Below are 16,859 nucleotides of genomic sequence, written 5' to 3'. Positions count from 1 at the left end.
CCATGAGCAAGCGAAAAATTCTGGTGACTTCCGCACTGCCTTACGCCAACGGCAGTATCCATTTAGGTCATTTGGTGGAATATATTCAGACGGACATCTGGGTGCGTTTCCAGAAAATGCGCGGACATACGGTGCATTATGTGTGCGCCGACGATACTCATGGTACGCCGATCATGCTGCGCGCGGAGAAAGAGGGCATCACACCGGAAGCGCTGATTGCGCGTGTGCATGCGGAACACTTCGGCGATTTTACCGGCTTTCACATTCAGTTCGATAATTATTACAGCACGCACTCCCCGGAAACGCGGCATTTCTCGGAAGATATCTACGGTAAACTCAAAAGTGCGGGATTGATCGCGGTACGCGGCATCGAACAATTGTACGATCCGGTCAAGAACATGTTCTTGCCGGATCGTTTCGTCAAAGGCGAATGCCCGAAATGCGGCGCCAAGGATCAATACGGCGATTCCTGCGAAATGTGTGGTGCGGCATACGCGCCGACCGAATTGAAGAATCCGTATTCGGCGGTATCCGGCGCGAAACCAATCAGCAAATCGTCCGAGCATTATTTCTTCAGCCTATCCGATGCGCGTTGCGCCGATTTTTTGCGGCAATGGGCGTGCGACGGCGATCACTTGCAACCGGAAGCCGCCAACAAAATGCGCGAATGGGTCGGCGAAGCCGGGGAAAACAAATTGTCCGACTGGGATATTTCGCGCGATGCGCCGTATTTCGGCTTCGAGATTCCCGGTGCGCCGGGGAAATATTTCTACGTCTGGCTCGACGCGCCGATCGGCTACATGGGCAGCTTCAAGAATCTGTGCGAGCGCGAAAAAATCCAATTCGACGACTACTGGCAGCCTCAATCCGACGCAGAACTGTATCACTTCATAGGCAAGGATATTTTGTACTTCCATGCGCTGTTCTGGCCGGCGATGCTGAAAAACGCCGGGTACCGCATGCCGACCAAGATTTTCGCGCATGGTTTTCTGACTGTGAACGGCGAAAAAATGAGCAAATCGCGCGGCACGTTCATTACCGCTGAGAGCTATTTGAAGCAAGGCTTGAATCCCGAATGGCTGCGCTATTACTACGCCGCCAAGCTGAACAGCACACTGGAAGACATCGACTTGAACCTGGACGACTTTGTCGCGCGCGTCAATTCCGATCTGGTCGGTAAATTCATCAACATCGCCAGCCGCTGCGCCGGTTTCATCACTAAGCGTTTTGACGGTAAGCTGGTGGCAGGTGATCAATACCGGGCATTGCAAACGATGGTCGACGAGCATTTCGCGAGCTGGCGCCCCGATGGCATTGAGCAAGCGTTTGAAGCGCGCGAATTTTCCACTGCAATCCGCCAGATCATGAAATTCGCCGACGAAGCCAACGAAATGATCCACAGCCTGGCGCCGTGGGAAATCGCCAAGAGCCCGGATCGCAGTGACGATTTGCACCGCGCTTGCAGTCTTGGCATTCAATTGTTTTATCTGCTGGCGTGCTATTTGAAACCGATTCTGCCTGGAACGGTGCAACAGATCGAAGCGTTTCTTAATTGCGAACCGTTGACATGGCCGCAATTGCGCGCCGATCAGCCGGTTTCCGGTTTGCTGCTGCCCGGTGGGCATGCCATCAACGCGTACCAGCATCTGATGACGCGCATCGACAACAAACAAATCGACGCGCTGATCGCTGCCAACACGCATAGCCTGACCGCTCCGCCGTCGCAATCACCGGCCCGGCACGCGGAAAAACAGCAGCACGCCGTTGCACCGATTGCCGAAACCATTTCCATCGACGATTTCAGCAAAATCGACCTGCGCATCGCCAAAATCGTCAACGCCGAGCATGTACCAGGCGCGGAGAAACTGTTGAAACTGACACTCGACATCGGTAGCGAGCAGCGCACGGTATTTGCCGGCATCAAATCCGCGTACGACCCGGAGCAACTGAAAGGGCGCTTGACCGTGATGGTCGCCAACCTCGCGCCGCGGCAAATGAAATTCGGCTTGTCGGAAGGCATGGTACTCGCTGCCGGTGGCGGCAACCCGGGCGAATTGTTCATTTTGTCGCCGGATTCTGGTGCGCAGCCGGGCATGCGGGTCAAATAATCCAAAAATGGAAGTCAATGCACTGACCGGAATCATCCAGCGCTTGGAACTCGACTTGCTGCAAAGCGATCTGACTGCGCATCCCGGGTTGATCGATGAATTGCTGGCGCAAGATTTTGAGGAAATCGACAATCAGGGACAACTGCATAGCCGAAGCGATGTAATCGAATGGCTCAAACGCAAAGACCCGGATCTGCATTGGGCATTCCGGGATTTTCGCGTCAAGATATTGACCAACGATTGCGTGCTGGCGATTTACTCGCTGCAAAAACCGCAGCAATCCAGCGCACCGGGATCGATCCGCACGTCGCTGTGGCAGCGCCAGGATAACCACTGGAAAATGGTATTTCATCAAGCAACGAAAATAACAGGAACATCCGCATCATGAACCAGGAGACCGCCGTGGAACTCAACGCCGAACAACAACTGAACGACATCAAAAACAACCTCGCCACCGTCAAGCAGCGCATCATCGATGCGTGCAAGAAAGCCGGGCGCGACCCCGCCAGCGTGCGGCTGTTGCCCGTAACCAAAACCGTATCCGCGGAGCGGCTGCGCATCGCCTATGCTGCTGGTGTTCATGAAATGGGCGAAAACAAAATCCAGGAAGCACGTGAAAAATCCGAAGTGCTGGCCGATTTGGGCATCAAATGGGCGATCATCGGCCACCTGCAAACCAACAAAGCCAAATACCTGGCGCGTTTCGCCAACGAATTCCAGGCGCTCGACAGCCTCAAAGTCGCCGAGGAACTCGACAAACGCCTGCAAAACGAAGGCCGCGCCATCGACGTGTTCGTGCAAGTCAACAGCTCCGGCGAAGAAAGCAAATTCGGCCTGCCACCCGAAGCCGTGCGCGATTTCGTACAACACTTGCCGCAATTCTCGTCGCTACGCATCAAAGGTTTAATGACCCTCGCTATCTTCTCCCCCGACCACGACCGCGTGCGCGAATGCTTCGTCAGAATGCGCAATATCCAAGCCATGCTGCGCCAGGAAGCTCCCGCCGGATTATCGTTCGACGAACTGTCGATGGGCATGTCGGGTGATTACGAACTGGCGATCGAAGAAGGCGCCACCGTCGTGCGCGTCGGCCAGGCGATCTTCGGCAAACGGCCGCTGCCGGATAGTCATTATTGGCCGGGATTGGGGTGATGAGGTTGTTAGATTCTTGATGATTGGGTGTTAGCCCTAGTGATTTATGGATTTAACAAGATTTCTGATATTGAAAACTAAATTGACATAGTATCTTAGAGACAAGGATATAACATGACACTTCCTGGTTTGTATTTCATTGCAGACGTATTATTTTGCTTCTTTCCAGAAGTTCAATTTAATTAGATCAATACAAGACACGGCATGACACGTTCTGCTAGATGGTCAACATCAGATGTTGTCGACGGAACAATGGAGGTCACACTCACTTCATGGAAATACTTTTATGATTACGTACGACAAGAGATGCTCGATTTCTCGCACTACATCTGGCGTGGACAGCGCGTTCTGAGTGGAAACTTGAATCAAGCTTGGATCGTCAGTTGCGCGGGAAAAGCGGTAAGAAAGCAAAAGCTCTGAATCATCTGGATCGTTTCAAACAGTCTGTTCGCGGCCGACGTGGCCCAAGTCCGGCCAAATTGGATAACGATAACGAATGGTGGGCTCTCGGTCAACATCATGGGCTTGCCACTCCTCTTCTTGATTGGACTGAATCTCCCTTTGCCGCTCTCTATTTTGCGTTCGAGAAACCGACAAGGCCGCCTGGCGGAAAGCGTTGCGTGTGGGCGCTAGGATCGGTAACAAAGAAAAATAGTGAGATCCAAAAGACCCACGATCTCAGTGAATTTGTGCCAATCCTTGAGTATATTAGACCATTGCAGGACGAAAACGCCAGACTGGTTGCACAGGCGGGCCTATTTACTCGTGCTCCGCTCGGGGAATCTGTAGATTCCTGGGTTAAGAAAAGCTATGCAGGCGAAAAGAGTGGAGCAACACTTATCAAGATCATGATTCCTGAGCGTGGCAGGACCGAGTGTCTTCGTACCTTGAATACAATGAACATCAATCACCTTAGCCTTTTTCCAGATATTTATGGCGCCAGCCTTCATTGCAACAAAAGCTTACAGATCGACAAGTATTGACTTAATCTATCTTCTGGAACCCAAGGGACGTAACCTTGGATCGCACGAAATAAAACCAATAATTCTATGGCTCTAGACTAGCACGGTAGATTGGGCTGCCAAAGAAAGCCCAACATTAACCGGTGATCATCGGGATTGGTTGGATAAAAAATCAATTCATCCAGTATTCCCCGCGCGAGCGAAGTGGAAAAATGCGCCGACCGTCAGGGAATTGATCGCGATGGCGATGATGTTCCAGACAATGACCGGCATGGAATCGATCAAGACGCCGTAATAAACCCAGACAATCTGGAACACGCCCATGATGCCGGCCATGGTTGGATTCATGCCTTGAGCGCTTTTCCGTTTGAGCATTGCATACAAATCCGGGGCGGCGGCGAAAGTGGTACCGAACCCGGCGATGAATCCGATGATTTCATGTCCTTCCATCCAAATCTCCTGGTATTTTTTGTTCGTATCTCGCGAATCGGAAGCGCGGCAGGTTACGAGGTTGGGCTGCCGGAGAAAGGCCAACGTCACTCTGAATGAAGTTTCGTTTATAGCGAACGGCATCGATAAACGTTGGGCTTCCTTTGTCAGCCCAACCCGCAATGAATTCTCATCGCCTATCAATAGCCGCCTGATTTGATCATATCGTCGAGAATCCATATGAATAATTTGAAAAAGATATTTAAAACGATAATAAACAGTACGAGTTCGAGGATGATTTTCATGGGGCTAGTGATGGGTGAGTTGTTCAAATATTGCATCTAGTTTAGGTTGTCACCGCATATTTCAAGCATTTCTATCAGTTTAATTGAGTGGAAAAGATTACTTTGATTTCAATTTCGTTTCTGGAAAATTATTTCAAATGAAATCGCAAAGCTACCTCGAATTTCTACCAAGTATAGCGTTCATCCGGATATTCCGGAAATAGGGGGAAAACCCCCTTTTATTTTCATAATTGAACGCATATATTAGGTTAATAATCTTAACTATGAGCTTGAGAAATCATTACAAATGTACCAAGTAAAATGATAGGAATGTCCTAGCGAAAAGGGAATGATTGCTCATGGTTTTGGCAGAATGGCCGGCCTATACTGTATTTCGAGGAAAAATCGTGTAATACGATGTTTCAGCGCGTGGCAAGCGTTAATTTTGGGAGTTGGAGAATGAAACAAATTCTGGTGGTTGCATTACTGTTGATCAGCTCGCATGCATCCGCGCTGTCCACGAAGTGGATACCGTTGGTGACCACGGAGAAAAACGGCAATCCGGTGAATGTCGAGGGTCATGCCGTTCTTGAATACCGGAATGCCGGGAAAGGCGGAATCGACTGGACTGTTACTGGCGATGGGCCGACGGGAGGGCGAGGAATCAAGGAACTGTGGTTGTTTGATGATTCAGCCGCAGGCATACCCGGAACGAGTCAAGCCACTACTTCATTTTCGGTGACGAGCAATAGCGTCGGTTTTGTCATGGCCGGAGACCACAACGACGGTTTCGCGCAGTTTTTTGTCGACAACATTGATGTCGGCACCTACGATATGTATCGTGGAGGTAATAGAATTCTGGTGGTGGAGGGATTGGATCCCATCGCACATTCTTTAAAAATTGTGCAACTCGGTTTGCATAATTCCCATTCGACCAAAGGTGACGTCGCTGTTTTTGGCGGTGCGGCGTTTAATGTGCTCGTGAGTCCGGTTCCGGAACCGGAAGCCTATGCGATGTTGCTGGTCGGTTTGGCGTTACTGGGTTTTACTGGGCGTCGAAAAGTAAACGTTTAACCAGCATCCAATTTGGGATTTGTCAGCTAATCCCAACTTACGCTACAAAAAGTTTCTCGCTCCGTTTTTTTCTCCACACTTCATGGCATAGGATTTACCGCGGTACAGCGCTCTCCGATCCAACGGGCATCGGTTTGTGCCGCCGCATGAACCGGTGTGCCGCTAACCGTGCTATCGAATTCGGTGCTTCCAGAGAAGTTTTCCGGATCGGTAAAAGTCCCCTGTGCAAAACCGGTTCCTTCAAAATGCTGATTTGAGCATACGAGATCCAGTTGGTAGCTGTTGCCTTTGCGGATGGCATTTTGCACTGTGCAGCCGGAGCGGTTTTCATAAAAATACGCAGGAATTTCTTGTTTCGCCATTTCCGCGGTAATGCAGATTTTCGATGTGGCCGCCCCATTTTCTATTTTGGGCAGTTTAAGACCATAACGGCGCGCGAGATCGCTGAGTTGTTGCATATGTTCCGAAGGAATGTGCGGCACCAACGCCAGCAGATCGGAGCGCGTGGTGATTTCCCATAATCCAGGACGGATATGCTGGTGCGCCATGCCGGAGGGGATAAGCAACAGAGTAAGCAGAATTGATATGAGAATTTTATGCATGGAATTTTTATAGGACATTTCGCATTCAGGCTCGACATTCAACTGTAAAGTAAAAGCAGCAAATTTAGCCCTTTTACTAGTGTAGCGGATTAGCGGAAAAATCACTGGGAATTTCTTTGCGCGAATCTGCGGGCAAATACAGACGTTGTTCGGCGTTTCCCCAGCGTAATTAACACGCGGCAGAAATAAGGAGAATGCTTATTTTCCCGTTCTGCGGCATCCAGTAAGATTGTGCATCCCGGTTAAATAGTGTTAGGACACTCTGAAAAAGGTAGCGAGCAGCAGTCAGGCAAGGTGAAACAGGGTGAAAAAGCGCAGTTCAGTTTACAAAGAGGTAAATGAGCATTCTGAACCTGATTTCAACACTGCATGACCGAGCATAGTAATTTCTCGAGATTTTCTAAGGAATTTCATATTGGATGATTTGTATGTAAGAAAGCAAGCATAATCAAATGTTATTTATTCTGAGTAATGAAGATTGAAGTTTTATCCAATTGAATTGATCAAAAAAGTTGCGAAGTAATCTGAGGAATAGTGGGTGAAATCGGGTGCTATTCTGTTTTGCTATTCGGGGCCGCAGACATTACTATTCCTGAGGACTGTAGTCCTCAAAGTTAATGGGAATGATCATTAAAAGGATCATCTGCGATCTCGATATGGATTGTAGGAAAAAGTTGACTTGCCAATTGATTTTGATGCCGCAATCTAGTTGCGGATCAATACATCCACTCTAAAGGGGAACAATAATGAGCAATAATTTTTCGCGATTTAAACACACTGCAGTTTTTCTCATGGGAACCGCAGTAATTTCGCTCCCATCAATTGCAACCGCAAGCTGGTCAATTATCGGTTTAGGGACTCTCGGCGGAACTTACAGTACCGCGCAAGCTATTAACGACTCCGGGCAAGTGGTAGGTAACGGCAACGGAGTCGATCGCGCCTTCATAACCGGCCCCAATGGGATCGGTATGAGCTATCTGGATACCTTGGGCGGAAACAGGAGTTATGCCTCCGATATCAACAATGCCGGGCGTGTGGCGGGCTACTCTGTTACCGCCGATGGCTTCATGCATGCTTTCATTACCGGTGCAAACGGTGCGGGAATGACGGATTTAGGCACTTTGGGCGGAAATTACAGCATTGCATACGGCATTAACAATGCGGGACAGGTAGTGGGAGTTTCTTCGACAGCGGGGAATGCCGCTTATCATGCATTCATTACCGGTGCAAATGGCGTGGGAATGACCGATTTAGGTGTCCTGGGGGGAGATTACAGTACTGCTTATAGTATTAACGATGCCGGGCAAGTAGCTGGAGTTTCTTCCATTCCCGGTTCTGCCAGCCAGCATGCCTTCATCACCGGTCCAAACGGCCTGGGAATGACCGATTTGGGTACCTTGAGCAGCACGACTCACAGTATCGCCAGAGACATCAACAATTCAGGGCAGGTTGCGGGATTTTCCGGATTTTATGACGACTTTATTGGTTTTTATTCAGCGCAAGCATTTGCCACGGGTGCGAATGGCGCGGGCATGACCGGTCTAAGCGCGCTTATCGACAGCCGCGCCGACGGCATCAATGATCTTGGTCAGATGATAGGGGGAATCAATAATTTCTGTGACTTCTGCGATCACAGTTCTTTTCTCTATAGCGATGGCGTAATAACCGACCTCTCATTACTTGAGCCGGTCGTTGCAGCCGGCTGGAGTGAACTTTCGGCCGTTGGTATCAATAATCATGGACAAATCGTCGGCTGGGGGCATCTGGAAAGTTCACCTGGCGGAGGATCGCGGGCATTCTTGCTTTCCCCTATCGTTGCAGTTCCTGAACCCACGACCTACGGCATGTTGCTGGCTGGTTTAGGGTTGTTATTTACCGTTTTGCCGCATAAGAAACTGGTAAATCCCGCCTGAGTTTGCGCCTGCAATGATGCAACCCGGTTTCAGTGCCAGGACTTCGGGTTGTCTGAAAAAATAACCTCCAAACTGGAAATGAGATGCCGCGCATCGTCAGCATAACTGCCAAACCTGAAACCGGAATGCGCAGCGGGCTGCGTGCAGTTTGTCCTTATCCGTTCCAAGCATAACTATCAACCAACCAAACCTGGGTTGCCGGTATCGGCTATGTGCCGATGAAGAAAGGGTTTGGTTATCTCGTTGCCAGCACCAAGCAGTGGATTGATATTCACGCAGAGTGTTCAACTGACGTCCTTACAATGTCATGAATGCGGCGATACAAACCCACGATTGCTCGGAATCGTGGATACCGGCCAAGGTGCTCAATCAACCAGCACTGATCGAAGTGGTAACGGTATTGCTTATGTTTCGCATTATCGAAAAACACTCGTCTGCAATAAAGACTCTGTGAGAAATGACCGTTATTTCCCAAAATTCACTGCGGTATGGGTGGATCTTTGCGGTAGCGCTTAACGCATACCAATGGAGGCTTGCTATATGAAAAAAGTCGTTTTGCTCCTGATTGCTGCATTGATCGTTTATGCCGCTTTTTTTACGGAAAAAGACCGGCTGGATAGAGAAGTTAAACGGCTTTGCGCGATTGATGGGGGTATCAGGGTGTATGAGACGGTGAAGTTGCCGGCTGAGAGATTTGATCGGTATGGGCAGATATCAATCCCGTACAAGAAGAATGTGAAAGCTGGAGATGAGTATTACTACGAATCATCCACGATTTATCTGATCAGAGGAAATCCAGAAATGTGGCGGAGCCACTATGGAGTGTATCGAGTATACGACAGCAAATTCCTCGGTGAATCGGTCGGCTATGCAAGAGTTGGTGGTGATATGCCAGGTCCGTGGCATTCATCATCTTACAGTTGTCCTGACAAAGTAGATATTACTGATTTACAGAAACAAATCTTTATAGAAAACTGATAGGAAAAGATGATGAGTCAATTTGCCGAGTATTTCAAACAAGCTGAATTAGCACTTGCATCATATGCACAGAATTTAATTTCCGGCGATCCATCTGAATTCGAATTAAAAAAAGCGGAATTATCTGCTAATCAAGCTCGCGCTTTTACCGAAACTTATCATGTCGTTGCTCAACATACCGATGTCACCGGCCTTTCTGCAACGGTATTTAGCGATAAAATTTCTGGAGAAACATTTCTCGCCATACGTGGTACAGAAGGAGGTGATTTAAGGGATCTATTGACGGATCTGATTAATATCACCTGGTTAGGCGATACAACGCTGCAACCGCAATATGTCAGTCTCAAGTTTAAAGTTGCCGAATGGATTGAGAATGGAATACTTCCGCAAAGTTTTACCGTCACAGGCCACAGTTTGGGTGGTTTTCTGGCGGCGGGGCTGGTTGCGGAGCCCGTGTTTGCCGATCATATTTCGCATGCGTACCTATTTAACGCTCCGGGCGTGGGTGGTTTTACCGGTTCCCATGCAGCGGCTTATGCGATTCTGGATTTTCTTGGCGTTGCATCCACATACGACCAATCCAAGATTAGTAATATAGAAGCGGCAACCGGTATTAGTCCGATTTCAGGCTTAGGTTTCGATGTTGCTCCCGCAATTGACGTCATCGTTGAAGATCAAATGGCTTCGGATATCAGCGATCCTCCCGGTGCGCGAAATCACAGCCAGCAAGTGCTGACCGATGCTTTAGCCGTCTATTCCGTGTATTCCGAATTGGCGTCCGATTTGAACCAGGAACAGCTCAACAAACTGATCGACGCCTTCGGCTCGACCAAGGACATTGGAGGATCGAACAGTAAAACGCTGGAATGCGCTCTCGATGCCTTGCGGATCATTTTACTGAATCCCGAGAATGGAAAAATTGCGCTTAGTGAAAGCCAGAAGACTGAAACGGGTAATCGCGACAAGTTTTATGAAAATCTCTATGGATTGCAAAATAGTGAGCAATTCAAGGATTCGGCGGGCAAAACTCAGTTGACGCTGTTATCCGATTTGTCCCCCGGTGCGATTATCGGAAAAATCGAAAGCACTGATCAGGACGGCCTGGCAACCCGCTTTGCATTGCTTGCGCTGAATCCTTTTGTACTGGAAGGAGAAAAGATTGATTACGGTGCTTTCAACGCCAACGGTGAACTGGATCTCTTCAACCCGGATGGCGGCGCGGGCACGCTGACTTCTTCGTATCTGGTCGATCGCATGACGATGTTGACACGAAAAAATTGGTTCAATATCGAAGACAAGAATCCGCTGGATTCCACCGCTTCATTCAGTTCTAGCAATCATAGCTATCAAAATATCAATGATTATTTTGAAGATGCAGCCTCGGGGTACAAGATTTCGCAAGGCGCACTGTCAGGCAACACGCCGCGTTATTTTTTCGGCGGTGAGAACCCGGATAATCCTGCCGCTTCCGCTGTTGAAGATCATTTATACGGCGGCGGGGGAGATGACATGCTGAAAGGGCTGGAAGGCAATGATTACTTGGAAGGCGGCGCGGGTTCGGATACTTATATCGTCAATCCTGGAGACGGTATGGATACGGTACTGGATATCGATGGGATCGGGGCCATTCAATTCGGCGCTGTGATCGCACAAGGTAGAAGCGGTGTGACCGACGGTAAGGATTGGATAAAAATCGGCGATACCTGGATGGATCAGAGAAACGATTTGGTTTATCTCCTTGCCGCTCAGGATAATGGCAGCAATGACTTGTTCGTCAGTTTTACCGGGGCTGCCGGTAGCGCCAGGGTGCGGATAAAAAATTGGAGCGATGGCAAGCTGGGGATTACCCTGGGCGATAATGCGCCTACCGATGCGCCGGTATTGGATCGAATCATCGTAGGTGATTTGAAACCGGAAAAGCCCATTGATTATGACGAGCTAGGTAATATTGTCGTCGGCGCGGAACAAGAAGCGGACCGTGAGGATTTTTTGTATGGCAGCGATGAGAACGATCATATTCGCAGTCTCGGTGGTAATGACGAGGTTGACGGCAAGGACGGCAGGGATCGTATCGAGGGTGGAGCGGATGAGGATATTTTGTCCGGTGGTAAGGGTGACGACGTGATACTGGGCGGCGCCGATAGCGACATTATCCAAGGGCAATTGAACAACGACAGGATTTACGCTGACACTGAGTATACCCTGGATGCCGCATATACGCTGAGCAACACGCAAACCGGAAGCGGCGAAAGAGGCGATCTGCTCGATGGCGGCGCAGGTGATGATACGCTCATCGGCAATGATGGTAATGACATCCTGATGGGCGGTACGGGCAAAGATATTTTGCTCGGGCTGGGTGGAGACGACATGATTGAGGGCGATCTCAACGTCGAGTCTTTTGATAGAGATTGGAAAGTCGATCGTTCAACCAGCAGCAAGGATAATGTTAACACCTACAACCGTAAGTTTAACTTCGGTGCATCATCCTCGGAGGCCGCCATGACAGTTGGCGGCGATGATGTTATCGCGAGCGGTTCCGGTAAAGACTGGATCTTTGCGGGAGGCGGTAACGATTCTGTTGATGGCGGCGCCGATAGCGACGTGGTTTTTGGCGAAGCGGGCAGCGATACTATCCTTGGGCAGGATGGTGATGACGTGTTGGTAGGAGATAATAATCAGTCAAGATTGGATGCATCTTTGCATGGCAACGATTATTTAAGCGGCGGTAACGGCAATGATGAGCTGACAGGGGGTGGAGGTTCCGATTATCTTGCCGGCGGCGCGGGCATCGATGTGCTTGTCGGCGACGACAAAGGAATCTCGTTGCCCTATCAGGGCGACGACTTTCTGGATGGCGGCGCGGACGCTGATCGGCTTATTGGCGGAGGCGGCAAGGATACGTTGACCGGTGGAGCTGGAAACGATGAGTTGTACGGCGGAGCAGGTGACGATACCTATCTCGACGTAGAAGAAGGCGATTCGATCAACGATCTGGAAGGAAACAATATCATTATGCTGGCCGATGCCGGTAGTAGCGGTATGCCAATGGGCGCAGTGGCCAAGTTGACCGGTGAATCGCAAGGCTCAACGGCAAATTCTAGCGCACCGACATCGAATACACCGTTAGGTGCGACATGGCTGGGTGATTCCGGTGTTTTGCGCGTTTTCCTGGCAAATGGCGGAGCGCTGGATCTACGGAATGCGCTTTATGGCATGGCTGCACAAATTCAATTTGATCACGGCAACAATTCAATCAACCTGGAGACTTGGGTCAGCGAGAACTTACACAAGGCGGTTGTGCTGAATTTGTCGTCCATTACGGTTGATTCCGGACAACCGATCGTACAAGCCTATGGCGGTGCGGGCGCGGATTTCATCCAGGGCGGCATCAACAACGATACTCTCAAAGGTTACGGCGGTGACGATTTCCTGTTAGGCGACGCCGGCGATGATCTGATTGCCGGTGGAACGGGGAATGATGCGCTATTCGGCCAGGTTGGCAAGGATACGTTGCAAGGCGGCGCCGGTGCCGATCGCTATACCGGAGGTGGTGGCGCCGATATTTATACTTTCAATCGCGGCGACGGTGCCGACACGATTACAGCGGCGGCCAGCGAAGACGCAGCCGGTGATGAAGTTCAACTAGGTGCCGGTATCGCCCCAAGCGATCTGCGTTTCTTTGCATTGGCGGACGGCAGCTTGCTGATGCGTATTGGAGATACGCAAGACAGCATGCTTTTTGAAGACTGGTTTAACCAAGGACCGAATATTTCAGCGCTGCGGTTCAATGATCATTCGTTGCTGAATGCCGGTGAGATCACTGGGCTTGCCGAGAGCATTCTTGGCGGAACATCGGGCGATGATAGCTTGCTGGGCACGATCGCTGATGATCGCATGGAAGGTAATGCAGGCAACGATACTCTCGACGGTAGCGCAGGTGACGACATACTCATCGGTGGCGAGGGCACCGATACTTATCTTTTCGGTTGGATGTCGGCGGGAAACGACGTGGCGGTGGAAGTGGCGGACGGCATGAGCATCATAGCGCTGACGGAAGGTGCGGCACTGACCGATCTGCGGCACGATCGGACAGGTAATGATTTGATCCTGACATTACATGGCGGCGGCCCCATGTTGACGTTGCAGGATTATTTCGTGTCGCCGCATATTTGGACGATCCGTCAGGAAAACGGCGCGGCAATCAATGTTGCCGACTGGCTTGCGACATCTGATTCCGATACCGATATTGCGCAATTGCAAGCGGATTTTCTAGGTACTGCACGTGCAGAATGGATCAATGATTTACTGGGTAACCGCTACGGTGCGAATTTTGGTTCTTATACGCGGATAGACGATGCAACTTACCGAACGGAATCGGTGACTGCTTCTGAAACAGAAATCGTGCTGCAACATTTTGTATTGGTGGATACCGCCGCCGATACCGCCATCATCCGGCGGCAATTCGATAGTTCTGAGGGTTCCAGAACGACGGTTGATCTGATCGATGCAGTGCTTCCTGACACCCCGGAGACGAGTTCGTCATCCGAGCGGCACTTTATTCCGATTGCCGAATGGCTGCGGCTGCTCGAAGAGCTGGATGCGACAGGTATGAGCACCGATGATCTGTTACCTGTCTATGAAAACGGTGCAATTATCGGTTTTATCACCGGTGGTCAAGTTTTAACGTCACCATTTCCCAGCGGGCTTCAGAACTATTGGCAAACCACCACGACCATCAATATGCAGGTCGAGCGCATTCAAGGCGGCGACGGCGATAATGTCATCGTAGGGTACAAACACGGTAACGGTTATCAATACAACGATGGGCATGGGCAAAGCGATGTTGCCTCAGCCAGTGAGATTTCGCTGATTGACGGTGGCGGCGGGGATGATACGCTTTATGCATCAGGAAAAATCGCACTGAATAATGAAGTGTATTACTTCACCGATATCGCACCGAATATCGGCGGATTTCTTTATGGAAACACGGGGAATGATGCGCTGTCCGGTAACCATGCCCGGGATATATTGATCGGCGGTGACGGAAATGATTTTCTCGATGGTAAGTTCAGTCAGGATACCTATGTCATGCTGGCCGGAGAAACCGGTTTCGATACGATTTGGGATACAGGAACGCAGCTGTGGCAGATTGAAAGCAATGGCGGCAGAGAAGGTGTAGGCTTACATTTGAATTACACCCTGGAAGCAAAACCGGTTGCACAGGATGTATTACGCTTGGCAGGGATCGATCCGGGCGAAATCACCATCATATCGGGGCAACGGGCGGTTGAGGGGGTGCGTGCCGTCCGCTACGGCGGTGATGATCCGAGCGCTGTTGAGGTGCTCTACAGCCAAACCATGCACGCTACGATCGCTTTGTCATGGGCGGGCGGCGGTGTTGAAATCGTACTGCCGAATTCGACCGATCTACCCGGCATGGGATTGGAACGCATACAGTTTGGCGATGGGTCGGTATTACCCGTGGCGGATCTGATCGCGCTGACTGGTCCCGCGTTCTCGATTGATCCGCAGGAAATGGACAACCACATCGTGGGCAACGACGAGAATGACGTAATTTATGGCGAAGGCGGCAACGATACGTTGGCAGGTGGTGATGGTGACGATATTCTCAATGGTGGCGCAGGTAACGATCTTCTCTCGGGTGGAGCAGGTAATGACACCTATTTGTTCGGCAGAGGTTCCGGTCAGGATACGATCGACAGTGGTGACACGACTGCCGGCAAGATCGATACGGTGTTGTTTGCTAATGGTATTACACCGGATCAAGTGCGCGTCAGTCGTTCCGGCGATGACTTGATACTGGCTCTGATAGGCACTGCGGATACCCTTGCAATCCATAATTACCTGGAAAATGAAGGCATTAATCCATTTGCTGTCGAGCAGATCCTGTTTAATGAAGATGGTGTCGTTTGGGATCCGGCAACGATTAAAACAAAACTGGAAAGCAACCGAGCACCCGAATTATCAATTGCGCTTCCCGATCAGAAAGCAATTAAGGGAAATGTTTTCAGTTACACCGTGGCTCCGGATGCCTTTGCCGATCCGGACGACGGCGACTTGCTCACTTTCAGCGCGGTGTTGGCTGATGGCAATCCTTTGCCGTCATGGCTCGATTTTGATCCGGAGACACTGACATTCAGCGGTACGCCGGATTCTACCGGTTTATTGAGCGTGCAGATAAACGCAAAAGATACCGGTAATCTGATCGCTGCGGATATTTTTACTATCGATATCGGTGACTTGGGTATGACGAGCAACGGCACATCAGGTGCCGACACGTTGATTGGGGGTAGCGGCAACGAAATCCTCAACGGTTTGGGCGGTAACGATAGTTTGATTGGCGGTGCCGGTAATGACCGTCTTAATGGCGGTGCGGGTAACGACAGTATGACGGGTGGAGCGGGCGACGATGTCTATACCGTCAATAGCGTATTGGATGCCGTGCTGGAAAACTTCGATGAAGGCATTGATACCGTTCGACCTTCCATTACCTATACGCTGAGCGCCAATGTGGAAAATCTTCGCCTTATCGGTACCGGTGTGATCGACGGAACGGGTAATGAACTCGATAATGAATTGACCGGTAATAGCACCGGCAATAGGCTTATCGGTATGTCGGGTAACGACAAGCTGGATGGCAAAGAAGGGAACGACGTGCTGATCGGCGGCAGCGGCGACGATGTGTATGTAGTCGACAACGTGGGCGATTCGGTTATCGAATTCAGCGCTGAAGGAACCGATAGAGTGAGATCGAGCGTCACTTTCTCGTTAAGTGCAAACGTCGAAAATCTTGTTTTAACCGGTAGTGTGGCGATCGATGGCACCGGTAACGAACTGAACAATCAGCTAACCGGTAACAGTGCCGGGAACATACTGCAAGGTGGAGCTGGTAATGACCGCCTCAATGGCAAAGAAGGCAATGATACGTTGATAGGCGGGAGCGGTAACGATGTTTATATTTTTGGCCGGAATTATGGTGCCGATACGCTGATCGACAGTGATGCGACGCTGGGAAATACCGATACCGTACGATTCCTGCCCGGTATCAACGCTGCTCAGCTATGGTTTCAGCGTGCTGGCGATGACCTGGAAGTCAGTATCATAGGAACCATGGATAAAGTCGTGATCAACGGCTGGTATCTCGGATCGGCCAATCACATCGAGCGGTTCAGGACTTCCGATGGTTTGACGTTGCATGATCGGCAGGTGGATGATCTGGTCAATGCGACGGCCGGTTATGCGCCGCCTGGAGTTGGTGAATTCCTGCTGCCGCCCGATTACGCAGCGATTCTGGATCCGATTATTACCTCCCACTGGGCTTGATGTATTCAAGCCG

Annotated in this window: 10 protein-coding genes; 8 read left to right on the top strand and 2 right to left on the bottom strand. The window is 50.3% G+C overall.

What is annotated here, in order from left to right; translation table 11 throughout:
* The first annotated feature begins 2 nt into the window (after positions 1 to 2).
* The 4 genes from metG (at position 3) to HRU77_03430 (ending at position 4,243) form a co-directional block, all read left to right on the top strand.
* On the top strand, positions 3 to 2,108 hold the full coding sequence (gene metG / locus HRU77_03445) for a methionine--tRNA ligase (GenBank protein QOJ19827.1): 2,106 nt from the start codon (positions 3 to 5) through the stop codon (positions 2,106 to 2,108).
* A gap of 7 nt (positions 2,109 to 2,115) precedes the next feature.
* On the top strand, positions 2,116 to 2,496 hold the full coding sequence (locus HRU77_03440) for a DUF4440 domain-containing protein (GenBank protein QOJ19826.1): 381 nt from the start codon (positions 2,116 to 2,118) through the stop codon (positions 2,494 to 2,496).
* On the top strand, positions 2,493 to 3,260 hold the full coding sequence (locus HRU77_03435; protein ID QOJ19825.1) for a YggS family pyridoxal phosphate-dependent enzyme: 768 nt from the start codon (positions 2,493 to 2,495) through the stop codon (positions 3,258 to 3,260). The genes HRU77_03440 and HRU77_03435 overlap by 4 nt, the downstream gene beginning before the upstream one ends.
* 371 nt (positions 3,261 to 3,631) lie before the next feature.
* A complete protein-coding gene (locus tag HRU77_03430) occupies positions 3,632 to 4,243 on the top strand; it encodes an FRG domain-containing protein (GenBank protein QOJ19824.1) in 612 nt (203 codons plus the stop codon).
* 156 nt (positions 4,244 to 4,399) lie between these two features.
* Here HRU77_03430 and HRU77_03425 read toward each other — a convergent pair whose 3' ends face one another.
* Positions 4,400 to 4,672: a hypothetical protein gene (locus HRU77_03425; GenBank protein ID QOJ19823.1), complete on the bottom strand. Its 273-nt coding sequence runs from the start codon at positions 4,670 to 4,672 to the stop codon at positions 4,400 to 4,402.
* Positions 4,673 to 5,394: 722 nt separating this feature from the next.
* On the opposite strand from HRU77_03425, the gene HRU77_03420 reads away from it, so the two are divergent.
* Complete coding sequence (locus HRU77_03420) at positions 5,395 to 6,009, top strand: PEP-CTERM sorting domain-containing protein (GenBank protein ID QOJ19822.1); 615 nt, start codon at positions 5,395 to 5,397, stop codon at positions 6,007 to 6,009.
* Between the two features lie 80 nt (positions 6,010 to 6,089).
* Here HRU77_03420 and HRU77_03415 read toward each other — a convergent pair whose 3' ends face one another.
* Entirely contained in the window at positions 6,090 to 6,611 is a 522-nt protein-coding gene (locus HRU77_03415; protein ID QOJ19821.1) for a DUF3617 domain-containing protein, read from the bottom strand.
* 746 nt (positions 6,612 to 7,357) lie between these two features.
* Here HRU77_03415 and HRU77_03410 point away from each other — a divergent pair.
* The 3 genes from HRU77_03410 to HRU77_03400 all read left to right on the top strand — a co-directional run bounded on the left by HRU77_03410 (position 7,358) and on the right by HRU77_03400 (position 16,846).
* Positions 7,358 to 8,524 carry a PEP-CTERM sorting domain-containing protein gene (locus HRU77_03410; protein ID QOJ19820.1) on the top strand — a complete coding sequence of 389 codons (1,167 nt, stop codon included), beginning with the start codon at positions 7,358 to 7,360 and terminating at the stop codon, positions 8,522 to 8,524.
* A gap of 540 nt (positions 8,525 to 9,064) precedes the next feature.
* Entirely contained in the window at positions 9,065 to 9,502 is a 438-nt protein-coding gene (locus HRU77_03405; GenBank protein ID QOJ19819.1) for a hypothetical protein, read from the top strand.
* Between the two features lie 9 nt (positions 9,503 to 9,511).
* Complete coding sequence (locus tag HRU77_03400; GenBank protein ID QOJ19818.1) at positions 9,512 to 16,846, top strand: putative Ig domain-containing protein; 7,335 nt, start codon at positions 9,512 to 9,514, stop codon at positions 16,844 to 16,846.
* The last annotated feature ends 13 nt before the right edge of the window (positions 16,847 to 16,859 follow it).

It is taken from the genome of Gammaproteobacteria bacterium, assembly GCA_015709615.1.
GTDB lineage: Bacteria > Pseudomonadota > Gammaproteobacteria > Burkholderiales > Nitrosomonadaceae > Nitrosomonas.
Note: the sequence above shows the minus strand (reverse complement) of the source record. Positions and strands in the feature narration are given on the sequence as shown.

Coding starts and splice junctions, on each gene's coding strand:
- metG (QOJ19827.1), top strand. CDS start 3: ATGAGCAAGCGAAAAATTCTGGTGACTTCCGCACTGCCTTACGCCAAC.
- HRU77_03415 (QOJ19821.1), bottom strand. CDS start 6,611: ATGCATAAAATTCTCATATCAATTCTGCTTACTCTGTTGCTTATCCCC.
- HRU77_03425 (QOJ19823.1), bottom strand. CDS start 4,672: ATGGAAGGACATGAAATCATCGGATTCATCGCCGGGTTCGGTACCACT.
- HRU77_03440 (QOJ19826.1), top strand. CDS start 2,116: ATGGAAGTCAATGCACTGACCGGAATCATCCAGCGCTTGGAACTCGAC.
- HRU77_03405 (QOJ19819.1), top strand. CDS start 9,065: ATGAAAAAAGTCGTTTTGCTCCTGATTGCTGCATTGATCGTTTATGCC.
- HRU77_03400 (QOJ19818.1), top strand. CDS start 9,512: ATGATGAGTCAATTTGCCGAGTATTTCAAACAAGCTGAATTAGCACTT.
- HRU77_03410 (QOJ19820.1), top strand. CDS start 7,358: ATGAGCAATAATTTTTCGCGATTTAAACACACTGCAGTTTTTCTCATG.
- HRU77_03435 (QOJ19825.1), top strand. CDS start 2,493: ATGAACCAGGAGACCGCCGTGGAACTCAACGCCGAACAACAACTGAAC.
- HRU77_03420 (QOJ19822.1), top strand. CDS start 5,395: ATGAAACAAATTCTGGTGGTTGCATTACTGTTGATCAGCTCGCATGCA.